The organism is Methanohalophilus sp. RSK (assembly GCF_003722075.1).
In the GTDB taxonomy this organism is placed as follows: domain Archaea; phylum Halobacteriota; class Methanosarcinia; order Methanosarcinales; family Methanosarcinaceae; genus Methanohalophilus.
The window spans coordinates 87,073-110,689 of sequence record NZ_RDSK01000009.1 but is presented as its reverse complement, the minus strand read 5'-3'; the positions used below and the strand labels follow the sequence as shown (position 1 = coordinate 110,689).

At 43.3% G+C, this 23,617-nt stretch carries 24 protein-coding genes and 1 tRNA gene; 8 read left to right on the top strand and 17 right to left on the bottom strand.

Annotation, left to right across the window (positions count from 1 at the left end; genetic code table 11):
* Positions 1-5: 5 nt before the first annotated feature.
* Positions 6-632 (bottom strand): molybdopterin-dependent oxidoreductase, encoded by a 627-nt coding sequence (locus EFE42_RS03500; protein ID WP_233564704.1) that lies wholly within the window; start codon positions 630-632, stop codon positions 6-8.
* Between the two features lie 139 nt (positions 633-771).
* On the bottom strand, positions 772-1,956 hold the full coding sequence (gene arsB / locus EFE42_RS03495; protein ID WP_123135937.1) for an ACR3 family arsenite efflux transporter: 1,185 nt from the start codon (positions 1,954-1,956) through the stop codon (positions 772-774).
* Positions 1,957-2,180: 224 nt separating this feature from the next.
* Between arsB and EFE42_RS03490 the strand changes: the two genes are divergently transcribed.
* Positions 2,181-2,266: transfer RNA gene (locus tag EFE42_RS03490), tRNA-Leu, on the top strand.
* Between the two features lie 146 nt (positions 2,267-2,412).
* On the opposite strand, the gene EFE42_RS10480 is transcribed toward EFE42_RS03490, so the two are convergent.
* The 3 genes from EFE42_RS10480 to EFE42_RS03475 all read right to left on the bottom strand — a co-directional run bounded on the left by EFE42_RS10480 (position 2,413) and on the right by EFE42_RS03475 (position 5,099).
* Positions 2,413-2,598, bottom strand: a complete 186-nt coding sequence (locus tag EFE42_RS10480; RefSeq protein ID WP_123135936.1) for a hypothetical protein — start codon at positions 2,596-2,598, stop codon at positions 2,413-2,415.
* 225 nt (positions 2,599-2,823) lie between these two features.
* Positions 2,824-3,573: an MIP/aquaporin family protein gene (locus tag EFE42_RS03480; RefSeq protein ID WP_123135935.1), complete on the bottom strand. Its 750-nt coding sequence runs from the start codon at positions 3,571-3,573 to the stop codon at positions 2,824-2,826.
* Positions 3,574-3,623: 50 nt separating this feature from the next.
* A complete protein-coding gene (locus EFE42_RS03475; protein WP_123135934.1) occupies positions 3,624-5,099 on the bottom strand; it encodes a DUF2193 domain-containing protein in 1,476 nt (491 codons plus the stop codon).
* A gap of 174 nt (positions 5,100-5,273) precedes the next feature.
* On the opposite strand from EFE42_RS03475, the gene EFE42_RS03470 reads away from it, so the two are divergent.
* From EFE42_RS03470 to EFE42_RS03460, 3 genes are read left to right on the top strand one after another with little or no spacing between them, the layout of a single operon-like run.
* Positions 5,274-5,639 (top strand): arsenic resistance protein, encoded by a 366-nt coding sequence (locus EFE42_RS03470; RefSeq protein WP_305021957.1) that lies wholly within the window; start codon positions 5,274-5,276, stop codon positions 5,637-5,639.
* Between the two features lie 57 nt (positions 5,640-5,696).
* Positions 5,697-6,551, top strand: coding sequence for a fumarate hydratase (locus EFE42_RS03465; RefSeq protein WP_123135933.1), 855 nt, complete (start codon positions 5,697-5,699; stop codon positions 6,549-6,551).
* Entirely contained in the window at positions 6,536-7,111 is a 576-nt protein-coding gene (locus EFE42_RS03460; protein WP_123135932.1) for a FumA C-terminus/TtdB family hydratase beta subunit, read from the top strand. The genes EFE42_RS03465 and EFE42_RS03460 overlap by 16 nt, the downstream gene beginning before the upstream one ends.
* Here EFE42_RS03460 and EFE42_RS03455 read toward each other — a convergent pair.
* The 4 genes from EFE42_RS03455 to minD are packed head-to-tail and all read right to left on the bottom strand — an operon-like array spanning position 7,104 to position 11,783.
* Entirely contained in the window at positions 7,104-8,087 is a 984-nt protein-coding gene (locus EFE42_RS03455; RefSeq protein ID WP_123135931.1) for a type II secretion system F family protein, read from the bottom strand. The genes EFE42_RS03460 and EFE42_RS03455 overlap by 8 nt on opposite strands.
* 1 nt (position 8,088) lies before the next feature.
* Complete coding sequence (locus EFE42_RS03450) at positions 8,089-9,012, bottom strand: type II secretion system F family protein (RefSeq protein WP_123135930.1); 924 nt, start codon at positions 9,010-9,012, stop codon at positions 8,089-8,091.
* Complete coding sequence (locus EFE42_RS03445) at positions 9,005-10,963, bottom strand: type II/IV secretion system ATPase subunit (RefSeq protein ID WP_123135929.1); 1,959 nt, start codon at positions 10,961-10,963, stop codon at positions 9,005-9,007. The genes EFE42_RS03450 and EFE42_RS03445 overlap by 8 nt, the downstream gene beginning before the upstream one ends.
* Positions 10,964-10,979: 16 nt before the next feature.
* Positions 10,980-11,783, bottom strand: a complete 804-nt coding sequence (gene minD, locus EFE42_RS03440; RefSeq protein WP_123135928.1) for a cell division ATPase MinD — start codon at positions 11,781-11,783, stop codon at positions 10,980-10,982.
* A 201-nt stretch (positions 11,784-11,984) separates the two neighbouring features.
* On the opposite strand from minD, the gene EFE42_RS03435 reads away from it, so the two are divergent.
* Positions 11,985-13,505: an AMP phosphorylase gene (locus tag EFE42_RS03435; protein ID WP_123135927.1), complete on the top strand. Its 1,521-nt coding sequence runs from the start codon at positions 11,985-11,987 to the stop codon at positions 13,503-13,505.
* Positions 13,506-13,547: 42 nt separating this feature from the next.
* On the top strand, positions 13,548-14,075 hold the full coding sequence (locus EFE42_RS03430) for a tRNA (cytidine(56)-2'-O)-methyltransferase (RefSeq protein ID WP_123136129.1): 528 nt from the start codon (positions 13,548-13,550) through the stop codon (positions 14,073-14,075).
* Positions 14,076-14,235: 160 nt separating this feature from the next.
* Here EFE42_RS03430 and EFE42_RS03425 read toward each other — a convergent pair whose 3' ends face one another.
* Positions 14,236-14,976, bottom strand: a complete 741-nt coding sequence (locus EFE42_RS03425; protein ID WP_123135926.1) for a Nif3-like dinuclear metal center hexameric protein — start codon at positions 14,974-14,976, stop codon at positions 14,236-14,238.
* A gap of 303 nt (positions 14,977-15,279) precedes the next feature.
* On the opposite strand from EFE42_RS03425, the gene EFE42_RS03420 reads away from it, so the two are divergent.
* Together EFE42_RS03420 and EFE42_RS03415 are read left to right on the top strand one after the other, a co-directional pair.
* Positions 15,280-16,071: a nicotinate-nucleotide pyrophosphorylase gene (locus EFE42_RS03420; RefSeq protein ID WP_123135925.1), complete on the top strand. Its 792-nt coding sequence runs from the start codon at positions 15,280-15,282 to the stop codon at positions 16,069-16,071.
* A gap of 9 nt (positions 16,072-16,080) precedes the next feature.
* The gene (locus EFE42_RS03415; protein ID WP_123135924.1) at positions 16,081-16,854 is read left to right on the top strand and encodes a DUF364 domain-containing protein; all 774 of its coding nucleotides are present in this window, start codon (positions 16,081-16,083) and stop codon (positions 16,852-16,854) included.
* A gap of 3 nt (positions 16,855-16,857) precedes the next feature.
* Here the strand turns inward: EFE42_RS03415 and fdhD are convergent, their stop codons facing one another.
* From fdhD to EFE42_RS03380, 7 genes are read right to left on the bottom strand one after another with little or no spacing between them, the layout of a single operon-like run.
* Positions 16,858-17,697, bottom strand: a complete 840-nt coding sequence (fdhD, locus tag EFE42_RS03410; protein WP_123135923.1) for a formate dehydrogenase accessory sulfurtransferase FdhD — start codon at positions 17,695-17,697, stop codon at positions 16,858-16,860.
* A gap of 2 nt (positions 17,698-17,699) precedes the next feature.
* Positions 17,700-19,007 carry a formylmethanofuran dehydrogenase subunit B gene (locus EFE42_RS03405; RefSeq protein ID WP_123135922.1) on the bottom strand — a complete coding sequence of 436 codons (1,308 nt, stop codon included), beginning with the start codon at positions 19,005-19,007 and terminating at the stop codon, positions 17,700-17,702.
* Position 19,008: 1 nt separating this feature from the next.
* Positions 19,009-19,398 (bottom strand): molybdopterin dinucleotide binding domain-containing protein, encoded by a 390-nt coding sequence (locus EFE42_RS03400; protein WP_123135921.1) that lies wholly within the window; start codon positions 19,396-19,398, stop codon positions 19,009-19,011.
* A 9-nt stretch (positions 19,399-19,407) separates the two neighbouring features.
* Positions 19,408-20,217 (bottom strand): formylmethanofuran dehydrogenase subunit C, encoded by an 810-nt coding sequence (locus EFE42_RS03395; RefSeq protein ID WP_123135920.1) that lies wholly within the window; start codon positions 20,215-20,217, stop codon positions 19,408-19,410.
* 4 nt (positions 20,218-20,221) lie between these two features.
* Entirely contained in the window at positions 20,222-21,979 is a 1,758-nt protein-coding gene (locus tag EFE42_RS03390; RefSeq protein ID WP_123135919.1) for a formylmethanofuran dehydrogenase subunit A, read from the bottom strand.
* 1 nt (position 21,980) lies between these two features.
* Positions 21,981-23,006: a 4Fe-4S binding protein gene (locus EFE42_RS03385; RefSeq protein ID WP_123135918.1), complete on the bottom strand. Its 1,026-nt coding sequence runs from the start codon at positions 23,004-23,006 to the stop codon at positions 21,981-21,983.
* Positions 23,003-23,608: an FmdE family protein gene (locus EFE42_RS03380; RefSeq protein WP_123135917.1), complete on the bottom strand. Its 606-nt coding sequence runs from the start codon at positions 23,606-23,608 to the stop codon at positions 23,003-23,005. Before EFE42_RS03380 ends, EFE42_RS03385 begins: the two co-directional genes overlap by 4 nt.
* Positions 23,609-23,617: the final 9 nt, after the last annotated feature.

Genomic DNA, 23,617 nt, shown 5'->3' with positions numbered 1-23,617 from the left:
TCTAATTATTGAAACCTTGGGCCATCCACATCTGCATTATTATTGTAGCCGCGGCTTTCCCAGAATCCTTCATAACTGTCGTTGTCCGTAACCTCTATCGCTGTGATCCATTTAGCCCATTTGTAACCATATTTTCCCTCTGCTACAAGTTGCAGGGGAAAGCCTCTTTCCTGGGGGAGGGTGACGTTGTTAAGTTTGTAGGCAACGATAATATTGTTATCAATCAGGTAATCCAGGGAAAGGGATGTAGAATAACCGTCTTTTGAATAGAAAATAACCGTATTCGCCCCTGCACTGACTCCCGCTTCTTCTAAGAGGATTTCCACTGGTACACCGGTCCACAGTGCTGTAAAGCGCCAGCCTTCTACACAGTCAAGCGGCACAACCCTGGAAACGGCTGGGTAGGAGGTGAGCTGCTCATAACTTATATTTTCAGTTTCATTTACCATTCCACTGATTTTGAGTGTGTAGGTATCTCTATCAATATACTGGCTTCCCTTGATGCCATTGTTGCGCTGCTCTTCAATAGGTGTAAGTTCAACACCGTCATTTTCCAGTGTTTCTGTCTCATTGTCCTGCACACCACTTTCTGTTTCCTGCGGTGTGTTGGAAATGCAGCCTGCTACAAGCACTATAATGATAAAAAAAAGGAATATTGGATATCTAATGAAACCACCTCTGTATATGGAACTTGGAACTTATTGCAAAAATAGGTTTTGTATGATGTATTGAGGTGTTCCTGCTATCACTAAAAAGGAAAATGTGGGCTTTTCAGCCCCTAAACCAGCCCTTTGTACGCAGGCATATCTTTACCAGCATCAGCATTACCGGCACCTCTATCAATACTCCTACGACCGTTGCAAGGGCAGCTCCGGAGGATATTCCAAACAATATGGTCGCTGTTGCAATGGCTACCTCGAAGTGATTGGATGCTCCTATCATTGCCGTTGGGGCAGCATTTTCATAGGTAAGACCGATTCCTTTTGAGACCACGTATCCCAGGGCAAAAATCACACACGTCTGGATAATCAGTGGTACTGCTATCCACAGGATAGTCAGGGGCTGTGCTACGATCATGTCACCCTTGTAACTGAACAGGAGGACCAGTGTAATGAGCAGTGCAGTGATGGTTATCGGAGTCAGCAGGTGGAGGAAATTGGTATTGAACCATTCCTCTCCTTTTGTCCTCATTATGAACTTGCGTGACAGGTAGCCTGCAATAAGTGGCAGGGCGACATATATGCCAACCGAGAGAGCAAGGGCTTCCCATGGGACTGGAAAACTGCCTATGCCCAAAAGATAGCCTCCAAGTGGGCCATAGAGTAGTAGCATTGCAAGTGAATTGATTGCGACCATGACCAGTGTGTGGCCGTCATTGCCTCTGGCCAGGTGGCCCCAGACAAGCACCATTGCGGTACAGGGTGCAATACCAAGCAGGATAGTTCCTGCAAAATAACTGCGCCAGAGGGGTACCTCAAGCATTTTCACCCCATTTTCAAGCACTACCGTACCTTCACCATAGGTTGCACCCACAGGCAGGTTTAGTCCAAGAGGCATCTTGATTAGATCCACTGCTTCCGGGCCAATGAAATGCAAAAAAAGGCCGCCGAGGAAGAACAGGGATATTGCATACATAGTGAAAGGTTTGACAGCCCAGTTTATGAAAAGTGTCAGGCCGACGGGTTTGAAATTCTTCCCGGCTTTGAGTACTTCATCGAAATCGATTTTCACCATGATAGGATACATCATGAAGAACAAACAGATTGCTATCGGGATCGAGATTACGGGGGCACCGTTGGAATAAATAGCAAGACTATCAAGGTATATTGCAACTCCGGGGGCGAACCTGCCAAGCAGGATACCGGCAACAATGCATAGTCCTACCCACAGGGTCAGGTATCTTTCAAAGAAACCAAGACCTTTTGCTTCTTTTGTAATGCAGGATTTATCTTCCATTTATAAGACCTCTGTTGCCATAATAATGCATTTCAATAATTGTTAAATCGCGTTCTATCTATATCAATATATCTGTTTCAATAAATATTGAAATGGATTCCATATGCACAAAATCACAAAAGTTTCCACATTTCCTGCGATAGATTTATAAAAAATCATGTTATTTAGACGTTGCAATATTTTGCTTGCAGGATAATTATTATCCTTAACTTCAAAACCAGTGTGCGAGAGTAGCCAAGCGGCCAACGGCGATGGACTCAAGATCCATTCTCGTAGGAGTTCGTGGGTTCGAATCCCCCCTCTCGCACCAATCAACATCTAATATTTTAAAATTTGATTTGTAATTTTTTTGGTTTTAAAACAATACTATGTGAATATATTGTAACCCAACTTTGACAGTTTTATTTTTAATCAACTGAATGTCTCTCTTTTTAGGTTCTATTCTAATCTCTATGTTTATCTTTTTTCTTCTGGTCGTTCGCTAGCATCTTTTCTTTCTTCCATGCTTGTTTTTATAATTTTATCCATTTTTTGCCCCATTGATTTGACAGTATCACATAAGTCATTGGATTGTGTTTTTTCTGATTTTTGCCCATTTTTTGGACAAAGAATTTGACAGATGAGCATTATTCTTATGAACATAAGGGTTCAGCGAGTAAATTCAGGCCAAGATTCCTGAAAATTGCATCCATTTTAAAGAAAACCGATGAAATCGGAGTTTTTCACATGAAATTGTTTGAACTGTCAAATAGCTTTTCCTGACAAAAAAAATGAAAATTTTGGGTTGAAAGAGAAGACATTCTCTTCAAGATAGAGTAGAAACTGTCAAACTGGGGTTATTTGATAAAAAGGGAAGAAAGTATCTTCTCAAGACACTTTTTTAACATCCGACACATAATCATAGATTAGCGCTGCAACAAGTGCTCCGATGATAGGTCCGATCAGGTATATTGGGTATTGCCACCACAGATTTTGCCCGCCTAACAGAAAGTCTGCAATATATGGACCAAAGGTACGAGCTGGATTCAGGGATGAACCCGTTATATTACCTACTACAGTGACATCCGCAGCAACCACAAGACCTATGGCAAGACCTGCAAATCCCCCTGGAGCCCTTTTATCCACAACAGTTCCCATTATGGTAAGCATCAGGAAGAATGTTGCTACAGCTTCACATAATATTGCTTGCCCATAGCCCAGACCGCCTAACATGGCAGTTGCGCCAAGGCCGCTTGCAACGGCCCTCGAACCAAGAATGCCCACAATGGTGAAGGATGCAAGACTTGCACCTATGAGCTGGGCTACAATATAACTGACCATATCCGAAGTTTTCATGCGCTTTGTAGCCCACAGCGCAATGCTGACTGCCGGATTGATGTGCGTTCCCGAAATATGCCCGAAAGCATAGATCATTGCCAATACAGCAATTCCGAATGAAATTCCTATGGCAAACCATGCAGCGATATCAATTCCTATATTGAAAGTATTGCTAGGAATCAAAGTATCCCCTTGTGTCAGCAGGACAGTTGTCACAACTGAACCTGTTCCCAGGAAAACCAGTACATAAGTCCCTATCAATTCTGCGATGGATTTTTTAAACAGACTTACTTCTGACATAAAACCTCCTGCCTGAAAACAAAATGTGCCTCATCGAGGCACATCTGTGATCAAACTGCCTCCGTCCAGTTACAGTCCTTGCACTTGTAATCGAAGTAGTTTGCTGCACAGAACTTGCAGGTACGTGCAGGTGAATGTGGTTCGGTCTTGTGCAGAGCTATAATGTTGGTCAGCATTGTAGCAGTTACGGGCTCACTTGTCAGCATGCATGGGAAATCAGCCAGACGCATAAGTGCCGAGAAACGAACGGTGATGGCACAGGCAGGATATGTGTAGCGCTGAGGGTTGTTGAGGACCTCGTTCTTCTCGATCGGACTAAAGTCAATTGGTATGCCCTGGATCATTCCGCCCATTCCCCTTGGCTTGTGATCAATGATACGTTCACCCTTTTCGATCAAGTCCATAAAGTCAACGTTGTGAAGTTCAGCTGCGGCACCTCTTGTTGGATTGGTGAGCACAAAGTTATGGAATCTCTTGACTAGCAGGTCGAGAACCATCATAGTTGTGAATCCATCCATCCAGAGTAATTTCGTAGTTGCTCCTGCGGCTGCATCTGTTGCAATGGTCAGCGGTGAGTACTCATTTTTGAAATTGCCCATGGCATTCTTCATGGTCCCGTCCATGACGTCTGTCACGGCATTGATAACTGCCATTACGACATCATCTTTTGTCATGTTGAACATCGACTGCGATATGTGATGAGCAACATCTCCCACACTATATGCAGGAACTGTGACGATATTACCGTAGAAAACATCAGCATCCATTGCAGCTTTTATAGTTGGCTTCATTCTCTGCTTATACTGGTTCATGTATTTCTTCACATCAAAAGACGTGTGGCCAGCTTCATCCATTAACTTGATCTGTGCAGCCATGGGAGTATCATAGACCATCTGGAGCATCTCAATTTCTTCTTTAACAGCTTCATCAGGAGTCTTGCCGTTCTCAATTGCCATCTGGAACTTGGCACCTATTCCGTATGATGTGTTCATTCCCCATGACTTGGAAGAAAGGATTGCGCGTTTGTGATCTACCGGAATGTCTGTTTCCTGCAGTATTCTGTTAACAACATTACTTGTGCTTCCTGGAGAAAAGGCAAAGTCTACCACACATGTAGGACCATAGAAGCCTGCATATCTTCTCATGGATTCTTTGCCTATAAGTGCCTCTGACCTGCCAATCATGTCAATGAACTTTTCCACTGACTCCCTGAAGGCTGGGTCTTCCTCATACAATATCTCCAATACGGGGGGCGTCTGATAATGTTCTACATAAGGATCGTCTTCCGGCCTTACAGTGTCGGTTAACCCGGAGAGGACCTCATAATGCGTGTTAACTGAATTGATGTGCAGATCGAATACTTCTTTGCACTGTTCACCTTTGGCCTGCATTTTATTGACTGCATCTACGTATGGTTTTGCATCCTCTACTTTAAAGGCAGTGCCTCGCTTCTTATTTATAGTACTTACAACTGCCTTCTGTGCGTTCATGGCTTCCATTGCCATTTTGTCATATATCTCTTTCATTTAATACCCCTACCTAGAAGATATGCTCAAAACAATCAAAATACTCTGCACCCTAGATTTAACCAGGCCTTTAAGGATAAGACCCTGCATTAATACATAGAGCATCGCTTAAATATTTCAAGTTATCTTGGCATACCTCCATAAAAACATGGGGCATGGTGGTATTTATATTTAATGGGACTCCTAATAACCCTGGTCTTGATTTTTACTCTTCAGGGTGAAATGATAATCAAATATCCTCTCCATATTGCCTTGATTGCTATACCTATCATAGTGCAAACATATTTTATATTTGCAATCAGCTATGATGGTGCAAAAAAGCTGAAAATCCCCTTCTATGAAGCTGCACCTTCTACATTTATTGCACCAAGTAACTTCTTTGAACTGGCAGTAGCCACTACATTAATACTGTTTGGTGCAACTTCAGGAGCAACACTGGCAACTGTAGTAGGTGTACTGGTCGAAGTACCTGTAATGTTATCACTTGTAAAGATAATGAAAATTAACAGGCACAAATTCCAGTTTGAAGAAGGAATGTGACAGTTGGTATGAAAATTATGAAATGTACAGCATTTTTTGTAATGCAGGTGATCTTTCTTGGAATCAGGAATTAAACACGAAGACATTGTGGAAGCAACCGTCTCAGCCATACAAAGGGCAGAAACTGAATTGCCGGATGATGTAGTTGCTTGTCTGGAAAACGCTGAACAGGAGGAGAGCAGTGAGATTGCACGCTCCCATTTGCAGGCAATACTGAAAAATACAGGGATTGCTCGCAGGCATTCTGTGCCCATATGCCAGGATACCGGAATTATCATCCTTTTTGTGGAAATCGGCCGCAAAATCTCACCCCTTCCAGATATTGAACAAGCTCTTATTGAGGGGGTCAGGAAAGCCACATCTGCCGTACCTCTTAGGCCCAATGCCGTACATCCTCTGACACGCATTAATAGTGGGGATAATACCGGAGATGGGTTGCCGGATATAAAATATTATTTTAATGACTCAGCAGAACTGAGGATCACAGCCGTTCCTAAAGGTGCAGGCTCGGAAAATATGAGCATACTGAAAATGCTTAATCCAACAGAAGGTGATTCAATCGACCGTCTTGTCCTTGAAACTGTCAGGAATGCCGGGGGGAAGCCCTGCCCACCTGTGATACTGGGTATTGGTGTTGGTGGATCATTTGACAAGGCCGCCCTGCTTGCCAAAAGCGCTTTGCTGGAGCAGGTAAATGACATGGATGAAAAGGAACATGCTCTGCTGAAAAAAGTCAATTCCCTGGGAGTTGGTCCTATGGGTACAGGTGGCGATACGACGGCTCTGGCGGTTCATATCAGGACAGCCCACTGCCACACCGCTTCCCTTCCCGTGGCTATCAATATCCAGTGTTGGGCCAACAGGCATGCCACAGCTGTTATTGGAGGTGATGGCAAATGGAATATCATCTGAAAACCCCTCTTTCCATCGAGGACATAGAATCCCTGCGTATTGGTGATGTGGTCTATATATCCGGCAAGGTTTTCACAGCCCGGGATGAAGCTCATAAACGTATCCTGGAAACTCCTCTGGAAAACATGCCATTTGATCTGGAAGGAGCCGCTATCTATCATTGCGGCCCCCTTATGCAAGAAAAGGAATCCGGAATATGGGAACCTGTGGCTGCCGGTCCGACTACCAGTGCACGTATGTCTGTGATGACTCCTCCACTTCTGGAAAGACACAATGTGAGAATGTTGATAGGTAAGGGTGGGATGGACCATGTCGCCGATTCAATGAAAGGAAAATGTGTCTATCTTGTCTATACGGGAGGATGTGCTGCACTGGCGGTCAATTCCATAACAGAGGTTTGTGATGTTCACTGGCTTGATCTGGGCATGCCCGAAGCGGTATGGGTACTTGAAATGGATGAATTCGGTCCTCTGGTAGTGGGAATTGATACTGAGAGACAAGATATTTTCAGGAATATCAGGGAAAAGGTAAACGAAAATCTTGAAAAGGCTCTCAGATAAGGAAGGTGAAAGTGGCCCAGGCTATGATGGTCAGCAATAAGGAGTGCTTTAAGCCTGCTGATACCTGTCCTTCCCCCATCTGGCCTGCTACGATTCCTGTAACAAACCCCTGGATCACAGAAGCGTGGAATAATATACGGGTGAAATGATCCGGATCAAAAGCACCTATGAATTGACTTCCTGCACCTGCAGATGCTGCTGCATTCCCGGCTTCTGCCATGGTTGGTACGAATTTAGAGGTTAACATAAGAACCACAAAGAGGAAAACAAGGAATGACATGTAACTGATCACAACATAAACCACCATGTTCCCCTTTCTTTCCCTCTGCAAGGTCTTGATCTCATTTGCATCCCTGGCAGCTGCATCAAGTACGGATGAAGTTCTTCCGCCGGCCCTGTTTGCCTGTGTAATTAAAGCTACAGACCTTGATATAAGGGGGGTATTGAGACGTTGGGCAAAATTCTCCAGGGTTACCTCAAAAGAAATGCCCCAGGAAAGGGAAGCATCCATTTGTTTAACTTCTTCTGTTAGTACTCCATAGTCAGCTTTTGTCAATGTATTGACTGCTGCAGGCAATGTAAGTCCGGCACGGCTCATCTCTGCCATGTCCCGGAGGAAATTTGGTATGTATTCCTCTACCTGATTTATAAAACGCCTTTTTTTGAAGAAAGTGTATGCAGGAAGCGAAATTGAAATTAGAACTGAAAATATTATCACATCATCTATAAATGGTGTACCCCACGTCAACTTCAGTCCTATTATCAGAAAGATCAATGAAAGTGGTCCGCTGAAGACTATAGAATATAATGGGTTTTTGAATAAGAATTCCTTTGGGGTTTTAGTAAATTCCTTTATTATCACATGTTCTTTGGCTTTTTCCAGTTTTTCTTTTATAGTGAGGTCTTCAAGTACCTGAAGTTTTTCCTCACTTAAAGGTTCATTACTTTTTACCGGATCTTTGCCAATAAGCTTCATTTTACTCCTCCGGAGTCAAACTACTGATAAGAATTACAAACAAAATACTTCCTACAGGTACTATGGCATACACAAGAATGTAGAGAAACAGCATATTTGCCCCACCCATTATAGACATGATCGATATGACTATTATAAGGAAAAGCGGACCTGCTACAAATGCAGTAACATAAGTTTCGCCGAGAAGTCCCAGTGTTTCAAGAAATTCTTTTTGTCTCTGCCTGTTTTCCACTATATATTGATCGGTCTTTATCTTAAAATATGGTTCCAGTTCGCCCCCTGATGTAACAACCGTAATTGCCCCCTGCAAAAATTCCTGAAGCATAGGTGATGGAGTGGTAAGCGAGATATTCTTCATGGCGGTTACCAGGTCCTTCCCCAACACTTCTATGTCCCTTACCAGATAACGCACTTCAACTGCAACTTCCCCGTAAATGGAATTTTTAGCCAGGGACTTAAAAAGTTCTACGGGAAGCACTCCTGCTCCTGACATTGCAGACATATAATTTATCGCATAGGGCAGGATTTGTTCTATGTTGCGTTTTCTGTCTCCTGCAATCAAAGCTGGATAGAGAACAAAGCCTTTAAAGATGGATACAAAAGATAATAGCAGGATTGCTATACTTCCAGATACCTGCACAATAAGGGCTTTATATGGAACAATGGGAGCAAACCAGTAAGGCAAATATAAACGTGTGCCCGGGACTTCCGGTACACCCGTAATGAAAATTAATATATTAAAGAATAGAAATACAAGTATGCTCCCTATTATAGCAGAAAGCATTGCTCCGGATAAATACATATCATAACCTATGTTCATCCTGCTTTTCAGCAGGTTGTGGCGGAGACGATGGTATTTGAGTCTCTTTTTTGCAAAATGGTCCCCGAAAAGGGTATAGGCATAGCTGAAGTATCGTTTACTCATCTTGCATTTCCTGTTTTACCAGTTTTATTATTGTTTCAGGTTCTCTCTTATAGGCAACAATTATCTTCGAAAAATCCTTGTAATTATTAATCCCTCTTTGCAAAGCCCACTCTATAACATCCTGTCGTTGTTGTAATTCCTTTTTGGCAGTTGCATCATCCCATCCACGATCAAGCATCAAACTTTCAATTACATAGGATCTGCCTGAGTACTGGAAAGAGTCTTTTCCTGCCCCCCACAAAAACACTTCATTTGTAAGCAGTTCACCGGTTCGCGGGTCTACTCCAATTATCTCCGTAATAGACTTGCATCTCCTAACCCTTTCTTCACCAACTTTGACTTGTGCCTGCACACAAACAACATCAAGCGCCTGTATCATAATTCTGGGTACATTGATGGGAGGATTTTCAAGGCGATGGACGATTGATTGTACGGAATCTGCATGTATGGTGGAAAATGTGGTGTGGCCTGTAGACATTGCCTGAAAAAGTACATATGCTTCAGCTCCTCTTACTTCTCCTACAAGTATGTATTCCGGACGCTGACGCAGGGATGCTCTCAGGAGTTCATACATACCTATGGATCCTCTTTCTTCACCTGCAAAAGCCTGCCTTGTTACACCCGGAATCCAGTTGGGGTGAGCAAGATTAAGTTCCCTCGTATCTTCAATCGAAACTAATTTCATTTCGGGCTGAATGAACATGGAAATTGCATTCATGGAAGTTGTTTTACCTGACGCTGTACCACCGGCAAATATGATACTTTTGTTTGATTCAACAGCAAGCCAGAGGTAGGCCATCATGGCTGTAGAATAAGTATGGAAACCGATCAATTGGGATGGAGTTATTGGGTTTTCATTAAAACGGCGTATCGTAAAAGTGCTTCCATAGGTTGTTACTTCTCTTCCAAGGGTCAGCTGTATCCTGGACCCATCCGGCATTGTTGCATCAAGCAATGGATTTGCAATTGAGATGTGTTTTCCACAGATTTGGGCCATTCTTATTACAAAAGAATCCAACTTTTCATCTACATCAAATATTATACTTGAAGGAATTGATTCGTATTTTTTGTGGTAGACATAGATGGGGGTGCCAGGTCCGTCACAGGAGATATCTTCAATATCCGGATCACGCATCACCGCATCAATATCCCCATAACCCAGGAAATCCCGCTGGATATAATAGATAAGTTTTTCCCTGTTTGCAGGGGACAGGTCTATCCTGTAATCTCTCAGGAAATCGACAAACCTGGATCGGAGTACATCTTTTGCATCTGAGTTTTCGGTTTCCTTCAGATCAATATCCAGGGTCTCTATCAGGCGCAATTTAATGTTTTCAAGCAACTTTTTTTCCATATCAGTTAGTTCTGGCTCAATGACCTTGTACTGATATTCATGTATTTCCATGTCATAAAGGATGCGAATGTAGGAATAGGGAGGATTTATGGGATAAAGTTCAATTTCACGTACACCAGGTTTATCTTCTCCGGATAGGTCTACAAGAGGACCATGTTTTACAATATCGTATTTTTCGAATTCAATCTCACGTTTTGTGATTATGTCTTTTATTTTCTGCAACATTGAAGATTTGTGAATTTCAATATTTTTTTCATCAACCTTCATTTGTTCTTCTGTAATTTCCCGGATGGCTTTTTCCCAGACACTTTGAACTTCTTCTGGTATCTTTCCCTGTTGCAGTTCCTGATTTATTAATTCTTTTTCAACAAGTTTGTCAATCCCTTCATTGACATTAGGTTCACTAGCTAAATCTGAAAATACAGTACTCATTGTTTCAATCTGTTTTTCAAGATTGAAATCATCTGGATTATCGCCGTCCCCCCCAGACGCATTTTTATGAATGTCCGTATTCCTCTCTTTATAGGACTCTTCCGTGTCCTCCCTGCCCCTATTTTCTTCCATTCTCTGTATTTGTTCTTCTGAAGAGGAAGCCATATAATTGCACCTTCATTTATTGAGCAAAAAATATACCTTTAATTCTCTGGAAAAAACCCTTTTTAGGCTGCGAACCGGTTTCGTCCAGGTAGGCAGGGTCACTTTCAATACCTGCCATTTGCGCTGCTATTCTTTTCAAACTCAATGATGCAGCTGATGTTGGATAGTTGTAAACGACGGGTTTTTGGAGGGAAAGAGCTTTTTGGATTGCAATATCAGATGGTACTTCACCTATTATGTCCATACCACTTGATTCATGGACCTTGTCTCTCAAATTCTGACTAAGTCGATCTTCAATACGGTTAACTACAACCCCTCTTAGCGGCACATCATAACTTCGGGCTATTGTTGCCGTTTTAAGGGAGTCTGTAATTGAAGTAATCTCAGGATTCATGACCACCACAACATAATGTGAGAGTTTGAGAGGGATTATGATATTTGGATTGATTCCGGAAGGAGTGTCCATTATTATGAAATCAAATTCCCCGTTTAACTGGTCAAGCACTTTTTCAAGCATTTTGATATTAGCTTTCTGATAGCCTTTAATTGTGTATCCGGCAGGAAGTATTTTGACACCGTAGGGCCCCTCATAAATTGCCTCTCTTACATCAATATCTCCTGCAAGCACATCGTGTAGGGTTTTGTTTATATTAAAACTGAAGAGCAATCCCACATTTGCCATACCAAGGTCGGTATCAATAATTAGCACTCTTTTCCCCATACCCGCAAGAGCTGTGGCTACATTGGCAGAAACAGTAGTCTTTCCAGTCCCCCCTTTCCCAGAGGCAAATGTATAAATCGAAGCCACTTTATTACCCAATAAATATTATATTTATTTATTATATATTAAGATTTGTTTTCCTGCAGAAGTTTATATAGCTTTTTCGATATACGACTCCATTACGATTTGCCTTTGAATAAGCATAAATGAAAAGTAGATAATTTGATTAAACAAAATCCTCTTGAAAACTTAAATAAGTTATCAATGTAATATAGTACAAAACTCATATAAGGTGTAAAAATGGAACTTAAAGTCCAGCCAATCGATATCAAAGTCGGAAAATACAAAATTATACTTAACTCCATAGATGCGAAAGAACTGGGTGTTTATGAAGGTGACAGGGTTCGTGTAACAGGACATGTTACAGTTACAGCAATTGTGGATTTTACAGAAGATATGATATCTCCCGGAATGATCGGACTGTATCACGAAGTTAAAGAACAGCTTCAGAGGGAGTGGACCGAAATTGTAGAGATCGAACCTGCAGAGAAACCCAAATCTGCGCGCTTGATCCGCAAAAACATGGATGGGGAAAAACTTGTTCAGGAAGAGATCTACGGTCTTGTCAAGGATATTGCGGAAGAGAACCTGAGTGAAATCGAACTAGCTGCTTTCCTGACATCCACTTATATAAATGATATGACAGATAACGAAACCGAATGGCTTACCCGGGCGATGATAGATACAGGAGAAAAACTTGAATTTGCGAAGGGTCCGATCATGGATAAGCATTCTATCGGAGGAGTGCCGGGCAATAAGATTTCTCTTCTGGTAGTACCAATTGTAGCAGCTAACGGGCTACTGATCCCAAAAACAAGCTCCCGTGCAATTACAGGTGCAGGGGGGACATCTGATCTTATGGAGATTCTGGCACCGGTTGAATTTTCCGCTTCCCAGGTAAAGGAAATGACAGAAAAAGTTGGAGGTGTTCTGGTATGGGGTGGCGCCACCAACATAGCCCCTGCAGATGACAAACTTATCAAAGTAGAATACCCCCTCTCCATTGATCCACACTGTCAGCTGTTAGCATCAATAATGGCTAAAAAGGGAGCTGTTGGTGCTGATAATGTGGTTATTGACATACCCACCGGCCCCGGTACCAAGATTGCAAACGTGCAGGAAGGCAGAAAACTTGCTCGTGATCTTATCAATCTGGGTGAGCGACTCGGAATGAATGTGGACTGTGCCCTTACCTATGGTGCTTCCCCGGTTGGTCGAACTGTAGGACCAGCACTTGAAGTACGTGAGGCTCTTCAGGTACTTGAAACTGGCGAAGGACCAAACAGTCTTATCGAAAAAAGTATGGTTCTTGCAGGAATGCTACTTGAGATGGGTGGAGTGGCTGCCCGTGGTCAGGGTAATGAACTTGCCATGGAAACCCTTAAAAGTGGCAAAGCTCTTGCCAAATTCAGGGAAATAATAGAAGTACAGGGCGGCAATCCAGACGTCACTTACAAGGATATCATTCCGGGTGAATATACAGCTGAGATCACTGCGCCGGCAAATGGTTATGTGCTTGAATTCAAGAACAAGCGAGTGGTACAGATTGCTAGGCTTGCCGGTGCTCCCAACGATAAAGGAGCAGGTGTGCTGATTAACAAGAAACAGGGAGAGCCGGTTAAAAAAGGTGAACCCGTTCTTACCATTCACGCAGAAAAGAAAAATAAACTGGAAACAGCTCTGCAGAATGCCCAAAGAGATTCCCCTATAGTGGTTGAAGGCATGCTACTTGAACGAGTACAATCCTTTAAGGAAGTGTAAAGCGGCCATTACGCTTTAATATTATTTTTCCTATTTTTGCCCATGAAAAGAATTGTAATACTGCGTCTGGGGCACAGGCCTCAAAGAGATAAACGTATCACAACCCACGTGGCTCTTACAGCAAGGGCTTTCGGTGCTGAAGGGATACTCCTTGCAAGTAACGATCCCTCTATTACCCGGAGCGTGACCCAGCTATGCCAACGCTGGGGAGGAGATTTTTATATCCGTAATGATGTAAAATGGAAGACCGAGATTAAAAAATGGAAATCAGAAGGCGGAAAAGTGTGCCATCTTTCAATGTATGGTATCAATCTGCCAGATGCCGTACCCTCTATACAGGAATGTGAAAAACTCATGATCGTTGTCGGGGCGGAAAAGGTCCCCTTTGAGGTATATGAACTGGCTGACTGGAATGTTGCTGTGGGTAACCAGCCTCATTCAGAAGTGGCTGCTGTAGCCGTTACTCTGGACAGGATCGCAGAAGATGATCCCCTGGAGAATGAATTTAAGGATGCACAACTTCAGGTTGTACCAATGGATCACGGGAAAAAAGTAATCGAAAATCCCTGATTCAGTCTTCCTTTTTCTCTTTAACCTCGACACCCCTGTATATCTTATTGCGCTCGTATCCACCAAATCCCCGGTGCTTGCGATCCCTTTTTCTGGATGATTCTGCAAGCATGTCTTCCAGTTCTTCATCCGATATTTCATCTGAATCTATATTCTCACCTCAGGAAGTACGTATCAGGGGATTGTGGTCAATAAATTCGGTGTCGATACCCAGGTCATTTTCCAGACGGGTTGCAAGGGCTTGCATTGCAGGATTTTCGGTGGCATAGTGGGTGGCATCAACCAGCAGCATATCCGTAAAGTTGCGAATCACGTCATGTTTCATTTCAGAGGATACATAGGCATCTACCTCCATTGAATTAGCAATATCAAGAAAAGGTTCTTTAAATCCACTTCCACCGAAGACCATAACTTTGGAAATCATTTCTTTTTCACCGACGTATTGTACATGGGTGTTTAGGGACTTGCACACGTGGTTGATGAAAACATCCTTCGAGACAGGATCCATTTCTCCTATACATCCCATATCCAGTTTCTCAATATTTTTAAGACCCAGCTTTTCAGCAAGGATATCATTCACTCCTCCTTCTGCCCGGTCATAGTTGGTATGCATTGCATAGAGGGAAATATTGTTATCCAGCGCGATCTTCAGGTGTTTTGCCAGGTTGCAGGATATTGAATTAATCGAATGGAACAGTAGTGTGTGATGTGTGATTAACAAATCTGCACCTATATCTGCTGCCCTATTAAGTGTGTATTCGGTAGGGTCAAGAGCCACAGCTATTTTATTAACATCATTCTGTAGGTCAAGGGTCAGGCCTATCCTGCCTTCATCAAAATCTTCTGCAAGTTCGGGAGGTGCAATAATTTCCAGTTTATTTACAATTTCTGAAAGGTTCATATTTCTGAAATTAATTTGTCCCAATATCAAACTGTCGGGTTTTAAATCGATAGCTTTTTATTGATATGTACGCATGTACATAACACATAGGAAATAGCCGATTGTCTCTGTCGGAAAAAGCACTGGCCGAATAGATGTGACTTCTCTTAAAAATCGTTACATGCAGCATTTATCGTTAGTCTCCAAACCCTTTTAGTCTATTCGGAAAGTGTTATTCTATGTGTCTGGCAAAATGAGGGATGTCCAGGAATTTTTATACACTTAGGATTTGAAATGCTGGCGTAAATTAAAGGTTGGTTTAGTATGATAGAGTATTTTGAACATTACTTGCAGGAAGATTGTCCTTATGGGGATGAAACCACAGAATTGCTTCAGATAAATGGTGAAGGTACTCTGAACATTCTGTCACGGGATGAGGGAATTGGAGCATGTGCCGATGATCTGGAACAATTCTACAAAAACAAAGGACTGGATGTGACCTACAGAGTTGAGAACGGTGAATATTTTGAAGGAGGAGCTGTAATATTCTCCGCACAAGGAGATCTCAGAGAATTGTTCAAACTCTGGCGTGTCTCCCAGACTTTCCTTTCAATAGTATGTGCCATTGCAGCGCGGACTCATAATTTCGTAGAAGCTGCAAGAAAAGAAAATCCCGATATTATGATTGCCACAAGTCGCAAAACCCATCCAGGTTTTCGAAAATATGAATTAAAGGCGGTAAAGGTAGCTGGAGGAACACACCACCGTAATTCCTTGAGTGATTCCATTCTTGTGACACAGAACCATCTGGATGTGGCAGATGCACCGGAAAAACTCAAAGCAGTAAAAAAGATAGAAATCGAACCACGGGATAATGACGAAGCATTAAAGTACGCTGAAATTGCCGATGTCCTGTTACTTGATCATTATTCTCCTGAAGAGATGGCCGTGATTGTTACTAAACTTAAAAAGATAAATCCTAATCTGGAAATAGCGGTAGGTGGTATTAAATCGGACGAAATTCCGCAATATGCCCCTTATGTGGATATTATTGTCTCCACTGCGCCTTATTATGCCCAACCTCTTGATCTGACCACAAGAATTGAAAGAACGTGAGATGTACCAATGAGTGATATACTAACCAGATTGATTGACAGGCTTGCTAAAGAAAATGCTGATACTTTTCCTGAAAGCATTGTAGATGAAATAACTCTGGGAGTGGTTTACAGTGGTGCCAGAATTGGTAACCACGGTGGTGTTGCTGCAACTCAGATTCCTCAATCAGCCCACTGTGAAACCCTTTCATCCGCAGGTAATATTCATAATAACCCTTTGCCTCGGGTTCTTGAGATGGGAAAATCACCCAGTTCACTAAAACGAACAGTGGCGACCAGTGCACTCAATGCTTTCATCAAAAAGACCCGGGGCGAGATTTCTTCTTACGATTCGTCAGATGCCAGTGTATTGGATATTATAAAAAATAATGATAGTGTAGCAATGGTGGGTCATTTTGCCCCCATGATTCCCGGTATACTAAAAAAGGCCTCAACCCTTTATGTGGCGGAAAAAAAGCCAATAGAAGATGAAAGGATAACCATTGTACCTGAGGAAGAGCTGAAAGAAACCATAGCATCATCCGATGTTGCTATAATCACAGGTACCACTCTTTTGAACAATTCACTTGATCCTTTGATGAAATCAGTAAGCCAGGCATCTAACGCGATTTTGCTTGGTCCTACTACACCCCTTTACCCGGACCTTTTCTTTGAAGAGGGATTTAATGCTGTAATGGGTACAAGAATCGATGATGCGTCAACAATGCTAAAAATCGTAAGCCAGGCTGGCGGGACAAAACAGATTCACAGGAATTGTGGCACAAAGATATCCTTTGTGCAGTAAATATTAGATCAAGCGCTCAGGATTGGAATAGATGTAAAGATTGGGTCTGCGGGCAAATCCTACAAGTGTCATATTATTTTCCTTGGCATGTCTAATCCCCTGGTTCATTGGTGCTGCTTTACTCACCATAAGGGGGATTCTGGCATTGACAGCTTTTCCCACCATTGTAACGGACAACCTCCCTGAAGTTGCCATTATGCAGTTATTAAGTTTCACATCGTCCAGTGCAGCTTTACCGATTGCCTTATCAACTGCTGATGCCCGGCTTACATCCTCACAAAATGTGAGTATTTCCCCCTCAGAGGTTGCGATTACAGTAGAATGGGCACCACCGGTACGCCTCCATATTTTACCCTTTTCAAAAATGTAGTCGATAAGATCGAACAGGGTTTCTCTCCTGACCCTCATATTGGGGTTGGGAATGGTTTTGTTTTTTGTAAGCTGATGTATCTTCCACAGTGCACAGTCACATAAGTAGGAAGAGATGATAGCATTTTTATCTTCCGAGGAAGATTTTGTTTTACATAACAGTTTATTTTCATCAACATCAATTGAAATAATCTGGTCAATATTTTCAATGTGTCCCTCACATAGGAGGTGGCCAGCAGCCATTTCCTTAAGTTGCCGGGGACTTGCCAAAAAAGAAGATATGAAATTGCCATTCAGGAAAACTTCAAACATTTCCTCAATAACAACATCCACACTGATCTCTTTTGGAGAATTGTCTCCTTTCACTTCGATACATTTTATGGGAATATAAGGAGCGGTATTATCCCGCTCCTCTTCTTTCCACGTAATCTCTGTATCCGGTTTCTTATCGAAGTGCCAGTCTTCCTTACTCATGCTTAACTCTTCAGTTCCTTTATCTTCGCAAAGAGCTGCTTGAGGGTATCCTCATTGCTTTCTGTGAAGTCAAAAGGAGAGGTTGTGAAGGGCTTGAAGTAAACGGACACATTGTCCAGCCTGTAGAATGTACCATCACATTCCATAGCATCAATTACGCCGGGCAGTATTACATCCGCTGCAGTTGGTGTTGGGCCTGGAGCAATGTCTATGCATACCATTGGAATTTCTGCAAGATAGGATGCACAGTTTGCTGGAGTGTGTGCCATAAGGTCGGCACCTACAACCATTGCCGCATCCGTATCCTTTTCCCTGAGAATATCCACACAGGTGGTTTCACCGGGGTTATACCTGGGGTAGCCGCGTGTGAAATCAAGACCGAAGGGATAACCGTAGAGATAGGACGCAACCATGTTAAATCCTGCAACATTGCAGTGGCCACGCAGTGCACCGATACTGGCTTTAGTGCCGTGGTTGTTGTTCAGCTCCTTGACCACGTTAAGTGCCATTTCGATGTTACGATATTTACCATATGATGAACTGACACCCAGACCAACGGCGAAACTGGCAAAGTTGGCATCGAGGATCATGTCCGCCATTTCTTCCATGATGGAGATTGGTACACCGGTGACTTTTTCAACGGAGTGGTGAGGTTCTTTCCCGTTAAGGATTGTCAAAAGAGCATTGAACAATTCATAATCACTGTTGGGATTGAGCTGGACATGAAGGTCTGAAGCATCGGCTGTCGGTGTTCTTCTTGGATCCACAGTAATAACTTTCCTGTCGAAACGTCCTCTCTTTGTCCAGTAACCTCTGGGGAAAATACCATACTTGGACATATGTCTGGGCATGGATTCCAATGGGTTGTTGCCCCAGTAGATGTTTACATCACTGCGGTTCTTTTTTGTACCCGCAGTTGCTGCAGCACAGCCTGCTTCCTGGATACCCATTACAGTTGGACCGTGACAGATTGTCGCATTGGAATCTACTGTTCCACCAAGATATTCGCCTATATGCAGACCTACTTCCTGGGCTTCACAGGAGGTTTCACTACCCATAAAGAGCATGGGTTTCTTTGAAGCAGTGAGGATTTCTGCGGCCTTTGTCAGGGCTTCTTCCCAGCTGACTTCCACGAATTCCCCGTCCTTTTTTACCATGGGTTTCCTGATACGATGCTCGCTTACTACCTCCTGGAACTTTGCATTCCCCATCTTACATGCGTTCTTGACAGTGATGCTGTTATCTTTCAGTTCAACCTGTACATCATCACAAGAAGCACCACAGACGGGACAGAATATGTTCTTGAACATTTCACTTACCTCCTGCATATACTTTCAATACAATATCCTCGGCTGTGAGAACCTCCTCGTCAGTAGGCTCTATATCTACAGGACTTCCCTTGTAAATCGGTGATCCTGTGGAGAAGGTGTGCGGATCGATTACTACGTTGGACCAGATAGCACGGGGCATGAATATGTTACCGCACATCACCCTGTCAGTGCATCTTGTGTATACAGCTACGGTATGTGTACCATCCATGCTGGTTACTTTAACCTTTTCAGGACATCCCATTTCTTCAAAATCCAAGGGAGAGATCCAGCACAGGGCACATTCCTTCATATAACCTTCGGAATATTTTTCGCCACCTTTGGCGAATTGTCCTTCGTAAATTGTACTTCCGGTATTTAGTAATGCTTTCATAATATCACCTCAGAGCTCCAGGTTTGCTTCTTTGCCAGCATACAGGACTCCTTTTGGTTTTTTGGATATGGCAAAGTCACCTGTGAATTTTTTGAATACTCCGCCACATTCGATGTCTTCGAAACATAGATCATATTGCTCGTCTTCATACTGCATACCGGGAGTGAAATTGGTAATATGGCCTTCAACCACAATTGTTCCACCGCTCATTTCGGCACCAATTGCACGTATAGCATTTCCTCTGATGACAATAAGACCACCGGACTGGCGTATACCACAGAAATTTTCGGCATTACCGTTAACAATGATCTCGCCGCCTGTTAATCCTCCGCCGATCTGGCTCTGGGCATTTCCGTCAACAACGATACGGCCTCCGGTCATCCCTTTCCAGCTGCCGCGGTAGGCACATCCCAGGTGATCGACTGTGTTGCCCTTTACATGGAGCAAACCGCCTTTCATCTCGGTTCCTGCCCAGGAATCTGCATCCCCTTCCACGACAATTTCGCCGCCTTTCATCTCAGCTCCGACTTTCAGGCCGGTGGAACCCTGTATAGTGATCTTGCCGGCCGTCATTTCCGCTCCAATCATTTTCACACGGGCTACATCCCCTTTGATCACAATGGAAGTCTCTTCAGCAGAGCTTCCACCCTTACCTTCTACATCAAAGAAGTTCTTCAAGGGCAATTTGTCCGGTCCCTGCCAGACAATCAACTGCTCAATTTCTTCCTTGCTCTTGCCTGCAAACTCATCTGGTTTGATTACATCGGCTTCGATCTTAATATCAATTTCAGTGTTTGGTGTAAGTACTACCTCTGTCATGACATCACTTCTCCATGTTTACGTTGATGGGGGTTGGGTTGACGAGGTATTTCTCAGGCGTCGGATAGTTCTCGAAACCAAGGGTGTAGTACCTGAACCAATTCTTCACGTCCTCAAGCATCTTCTTTTCCTCGTTTGCATCGACCTTTATGTCACTGTAGTAGGTCCTTCTTTCGGGAATCGACATTATCTCGCCGTTATGGGCTGCAATTTCTCCGCCCTTGATGGTATAATCGGCATACCTGAATTTGGTGAACAGATCATTGTAGTTGGCTGTAACGTCCAACCTGGTTGGATCGATATCATAAATAGTTACATCACCATCTGCTCCAACAGCAAGACTTCCTTTCCTGTGTGCCATACCATTGGTCTTTGCAGGAGTGGCACGGGTAATTGTTGCAATGTCATAGAGAGACAGTTCACGGCTGACACCGCCGAGTGTACTTCTGTCATTTGCCCATTTGTGGACTTCGCTGAATGTCTCATTCCTGTAAGCCTCTGACATCAACCAGGTCATGACATTCGGATATTTGGTGAATGGTCCACCGTTAGGATTATCGGTTGTCATGATGGTCTTCCATGGATCATCGATCAGAAGCAGAGATTCAAGTCCCATTGCCCACTGGACACTGTGTACGGGGTTGCTCTTAAGATATGTGAAAGGGCATACACCGGAACCACATTCAAGTTCCACATCACAGTTGGACCATTTACCGCCTGTAAGGACTGCGACATCATGAATAGACGGACCGTCACCGGTCATACATGTGGCTTCACCGAAAGGTACACTACCACTGTCAATTACCACATGGTCCTGACTGTTGACATAATCTGTAATATCCTTCACACCGGATTCAAAGTCTCTCCAGGATGTTCCGCCAAAGGCATTGAATTGCAAGTGAGTCAGGTAGATGGATTTATCCTTTGTAGGATCAATCTTGGTTTCTGCCCATTCAACTCCCATATCCTGATTGGGTTTGACTTTTGATGGAATGGTAAGGGATTCCTTTGTTGTTTCATAACATCCCGGGTGACCCAGGTTGTTGGCGTGTAGGTGTACCGGCATAGGAATACCGAGCATTTCATTGACTTCGGTAAGTCCTTCGATCATTTCCCTTGGTGTAATTTCAAAATGGATGTTGGTCTCATCCAGGGATTCGACATTCTTACCCCATCCCCAGTTCTCCACACCTGCAGGGTTGACACATTTTATACCATAGGTCTTGTGTGTCCTCATCATCCAGGCCACATATGCAGCAGCCTTGTCAATGTCGCCTTCCTTGAGATAGCGCATCATGAACCAGTTGTTACCAAGAACAAGGTATCCTCCCATGTCAAGCATTGGGATGGAATGCATCTCTTCATGGGTGTGACGTGCTTCCAGAGGCGGGACCGCAGCTTCAAAAGCTGTGGTATATCCCATCTGGGCATACTCATATCCTTCAAGATATACGGAAGGTACCGTTTCCCCGGTTCCGCAATGGGTTATTGAGGTCTTTGGACGATTCCACTTGTAACTATCCTCTGGCCGCATCAGACGACCGGAGTTTACTTTGGCACCCGCAATATGGGTGTGGGAATCCACACCACCTGGCATTACAGTTTTACCAGTGGCATCAACGACCTTTGCGTCTTTCATTTCCGCATCAGATAATTCAGGGACGACTTTTCCGTCCTTGATATAGATGTCCATGATATCCCCATTTATCTCATTGAGGGGATCAAAAACATGTCCATTTTTTATTGCAATAGTAGCTGCCATATTATTCCACCTCTCTCTTCTCCAGCCATATAGCGTTTGTCGGGCAGATCATGGCACATGCACCACAGGAGCCACAAACGTCCTGATCAACTACATTAACTGCTCCGTTCTCGACTTCCAGCAATGCTTTTTCATCCATGTTATTGAGGTGCCCTGCAGCAAGTTCCTTGTTTGCATAAGCGTTCACAGGACAGACAATTACACAGTTTCCGCAGCCAAGACAGTCATATTTATCGGTGACAAGTTTGGAAGTAAGTGTTGGCTTGACGGAAGGTTTGTCGAGGAGTTTTTTCTCGAATACTTTCTTCTTTTCCATTTCAGCTGCAATTGCAGTTTTCTTGACATCAATTGCCTGTACTGGACAGGAAACTGCGCATGCTCCACAGTAGATACATGCATCCGGCCTCTGGGCCACTTTGTCAACACGTTCCCCGGCTTCCCAGTCCGGGTTGAATAATGCATTGCAGGGGCATACATCAACACAGGTACGGCATGCCTGGCAGATATCCTCGTCCCTGAACCAGGTTCCTTCAAATGGTTTCTCAACTTCTATGGCATCAACCGGACAAACGGATTCACACCATCCACAGTGTACACAGCATTCCTGGTTGATTGTTGTTGTACCATCGATTTTTGCTTCATTATCGTTGGAGAGCCACTGGTCCACTTCAATGCAACCCTGTGGACATACCTGTTCACAAAGTCCGCAGTGTACACAATCATCATTGACAGTGGTTGGTTTAATAGCATTTATGAGGAAGGTTTTTTCCTCTACTGGCTTTCCGTCTTCTCTCATTTCAAGAGCGCCTGTAGGACAAACTTTGGAACACATTCCACATGTTATACATGTGTTCGGTCTGATATCCAGGAACTCTTTGTCGATGAGTCCTCTGGCAACCGGTCCGACTGAACCGATGACCAGTGTCTCTTTTGGACAAACCATGACACAAGTTCCACAGCCGATACACTTCTCAGGAATGTATACCACCTGTTTGTTGTCCTTTGTCGATATCACTGTTTCATTCATATTGTAGTCTCCGTTTGGCTATCATTACATGCATCACAAAGAACTTCATTGTTTCTTTGAATAAAACTTTCATTACATTTCTGGCATAATTTTATTGTCTTTTTCTTTTTTACCGGCACATCTATATCCACCATTTCATAGGAATAGACATTCTCACCGGCTTCAAGAAGCACAGGAACAACTTCTTCGTGGCGAAGTTTTTGCGTGTTCATATACCAAGCATGTAATTTAGGGTAATCTTTAGTCTTCTCCGGGTCGAGATATATTCTTACTCCCTTAACAGAAGCAATTCCCGATGGAGCTTGTTTGTTCACAGTCACAGCCATTTTACCTGTATCGTGAACTCTCAAACGTTTATTGCCGGTTGTGGCACTTTCAAGTATCTGAAAAGGGTCCGGTATACAGTTATACGTTTCACTTAATGCGTATATCCTTTCCCCTTCCTTTACATCAAGTACCCTTTTTGCAATATTTAGCATGTGGATTCCTATTAAAGCACCACTGCTCAAAAAACCGTGGAATGGGACGACCTTTTCAACCTGTGAAAATAGTTCTGGATATTCCACTTTTATCTTTTCTAGGATCTCATCCATAGTTTCCATATAAAAACC

Bases quoted from the DNA above. Each gene is read 5' to 3' on its own strand.
- EFE42_RS03405 (WP_123135922.1), bottom strand. From the start codon at position 19,007: ATGTTCAAGAACATATTCTGTCCCGTCTGTGGTGCTTCTTGTGATGAT.
- EFE42_RS03435 (WP_123135927.1), top strand. From the start codon at position 11,985: ATGGAACTTAAAGTCCAGCCAATCGATATCAAAGTCGGAAAATACAAA.
- EFE42_RS03420 (WP_123135925.1), top strand. From the start codon at position 15,280: ATGATAGAGTATTTTGAACATTACTTGCAGGAAGATTGTCCTTATGGG.
- EFE42_RS03415 (WP_123135924.1), top strand. From the start codon at position 16,081: ATGAGTGATATACTAACCAGATTGATTGACAGGCTTGCTAAAGAAAAT.
- EFE42_RS03380 (WP_123135917.1), bottom strand. From the start codon at position 23,608: ATGGAAACTATGGATGAGATCCTAGAAAAGATAAAAGTGGAATATCCA.
- EFE42_RS03460 (WP_123135932.1), top strand. From the start codon at position 6,536: ATGGAATATCATCTGAAAACCCCTCTTTCCATCGAGGACATAGAATCC.
- fdhD (WP_123135923.1), bottom strand. From the start codon at position 17,697: ATGAGTAAGGAAGACTGGCACTTCGATAAGAAACCGGATACAGAGATT.
- EFE42_RS03475 (WP_123135934.1), bottom strand. From the start codon at position 5,099: ATGAAAGAGATATATGACAAAATGGCAATGGAAGCCATGAACGCACAG.
- EFE42_RS03425 (WP_123135926.1), bottom strand. From the start codon at position 14,976: ATGAACCTTTCAGAAATTGTAAATAAACTGGAAATTATTGCACCTCCC.
- EFE42_RS10480 (WP_123135936.1), bottom strand. From the start codon at position 2,598: ATGTTCATAAGAATAATGCTCATCTGTCAAATTCTTTGTCCAAAAAAT.
- EFE42_RS03395 (WP_123135920.1), bottom strand. From the start codon at position 20,217: ATGACAGAGGTAGTACTTACACCAAACACTGAAATTGATATTAAGATC.
- arsB (WP_123135937.1), bottom strand. From the start codon at position 1,956: ATGGAAGATAAATCCTGCATTACAAAAGAAGCAAAAGGTCTTGGTTTC.
- EFE42_RS03445 (WP_123135929.1), bottom strand. From the start codon at position 10,963: ATGGCTTCCTCTTCAGAAGAACAAATACAGAGAATGGAAGAAAATAGG.
- EFE42_RS03480 (WP_123135935.1), bottom strand. From the start codon at position 3,573: ATGTCAGAAGTAAGTCTGTTTAAAAAATCCATCGCAGAATTGATAGGG.
- EFE42_RS03470 (WP_305021957.1), top strand. From the start codon at position 5,274: ATGGGACTCCTAATAACCCTGGTCTTGATTTTTACTCTTCAGGGTGAA.
- EFE42_RS03390 (WP_123135919.1), bottom strand. From the start codon at position 21,979: ATGGCAGCTACTATTGCAATAAAAAATGGACATGTTTTTGATCCCCTC.
- EFE42_RS03450 (WP_123135930.1), bottom strand. From the start codon at position 9,012: ATGAGTAAACGATACTTCAGCTATGCCTATACCCTTTTCGGGGACCAT.
- EFE42_RS03455 (WP_123135931.1), bottom strand. From the start codon at position 8,087: ATGAAGCTTATTGGCAAAGATCCGGTAAAAAGTAATGAACCTTTAAGT.
- EFE42_RS03430 (WP_123136129.1), top strand. From the start codon at position 13,548: ATGAAAAGAATTGTAATACTGCGTCTGGGGCACAGGCCTCAAAGAGAT.
- EFE42_RS03385 (WP_123135918.1), bottom strand. From the start codon at position 23,006: ATGAATGAAACAGTGATATCGACAAAGGACAACAAACAGGTGGTATAC.
- EFE42_RS03400 (WP_123135921.1), bottom strand. From the start codon at position 19,398: ATGAAAGCATTACTAAATACCGGAAGTACAATTTACGAAGGACAATTC.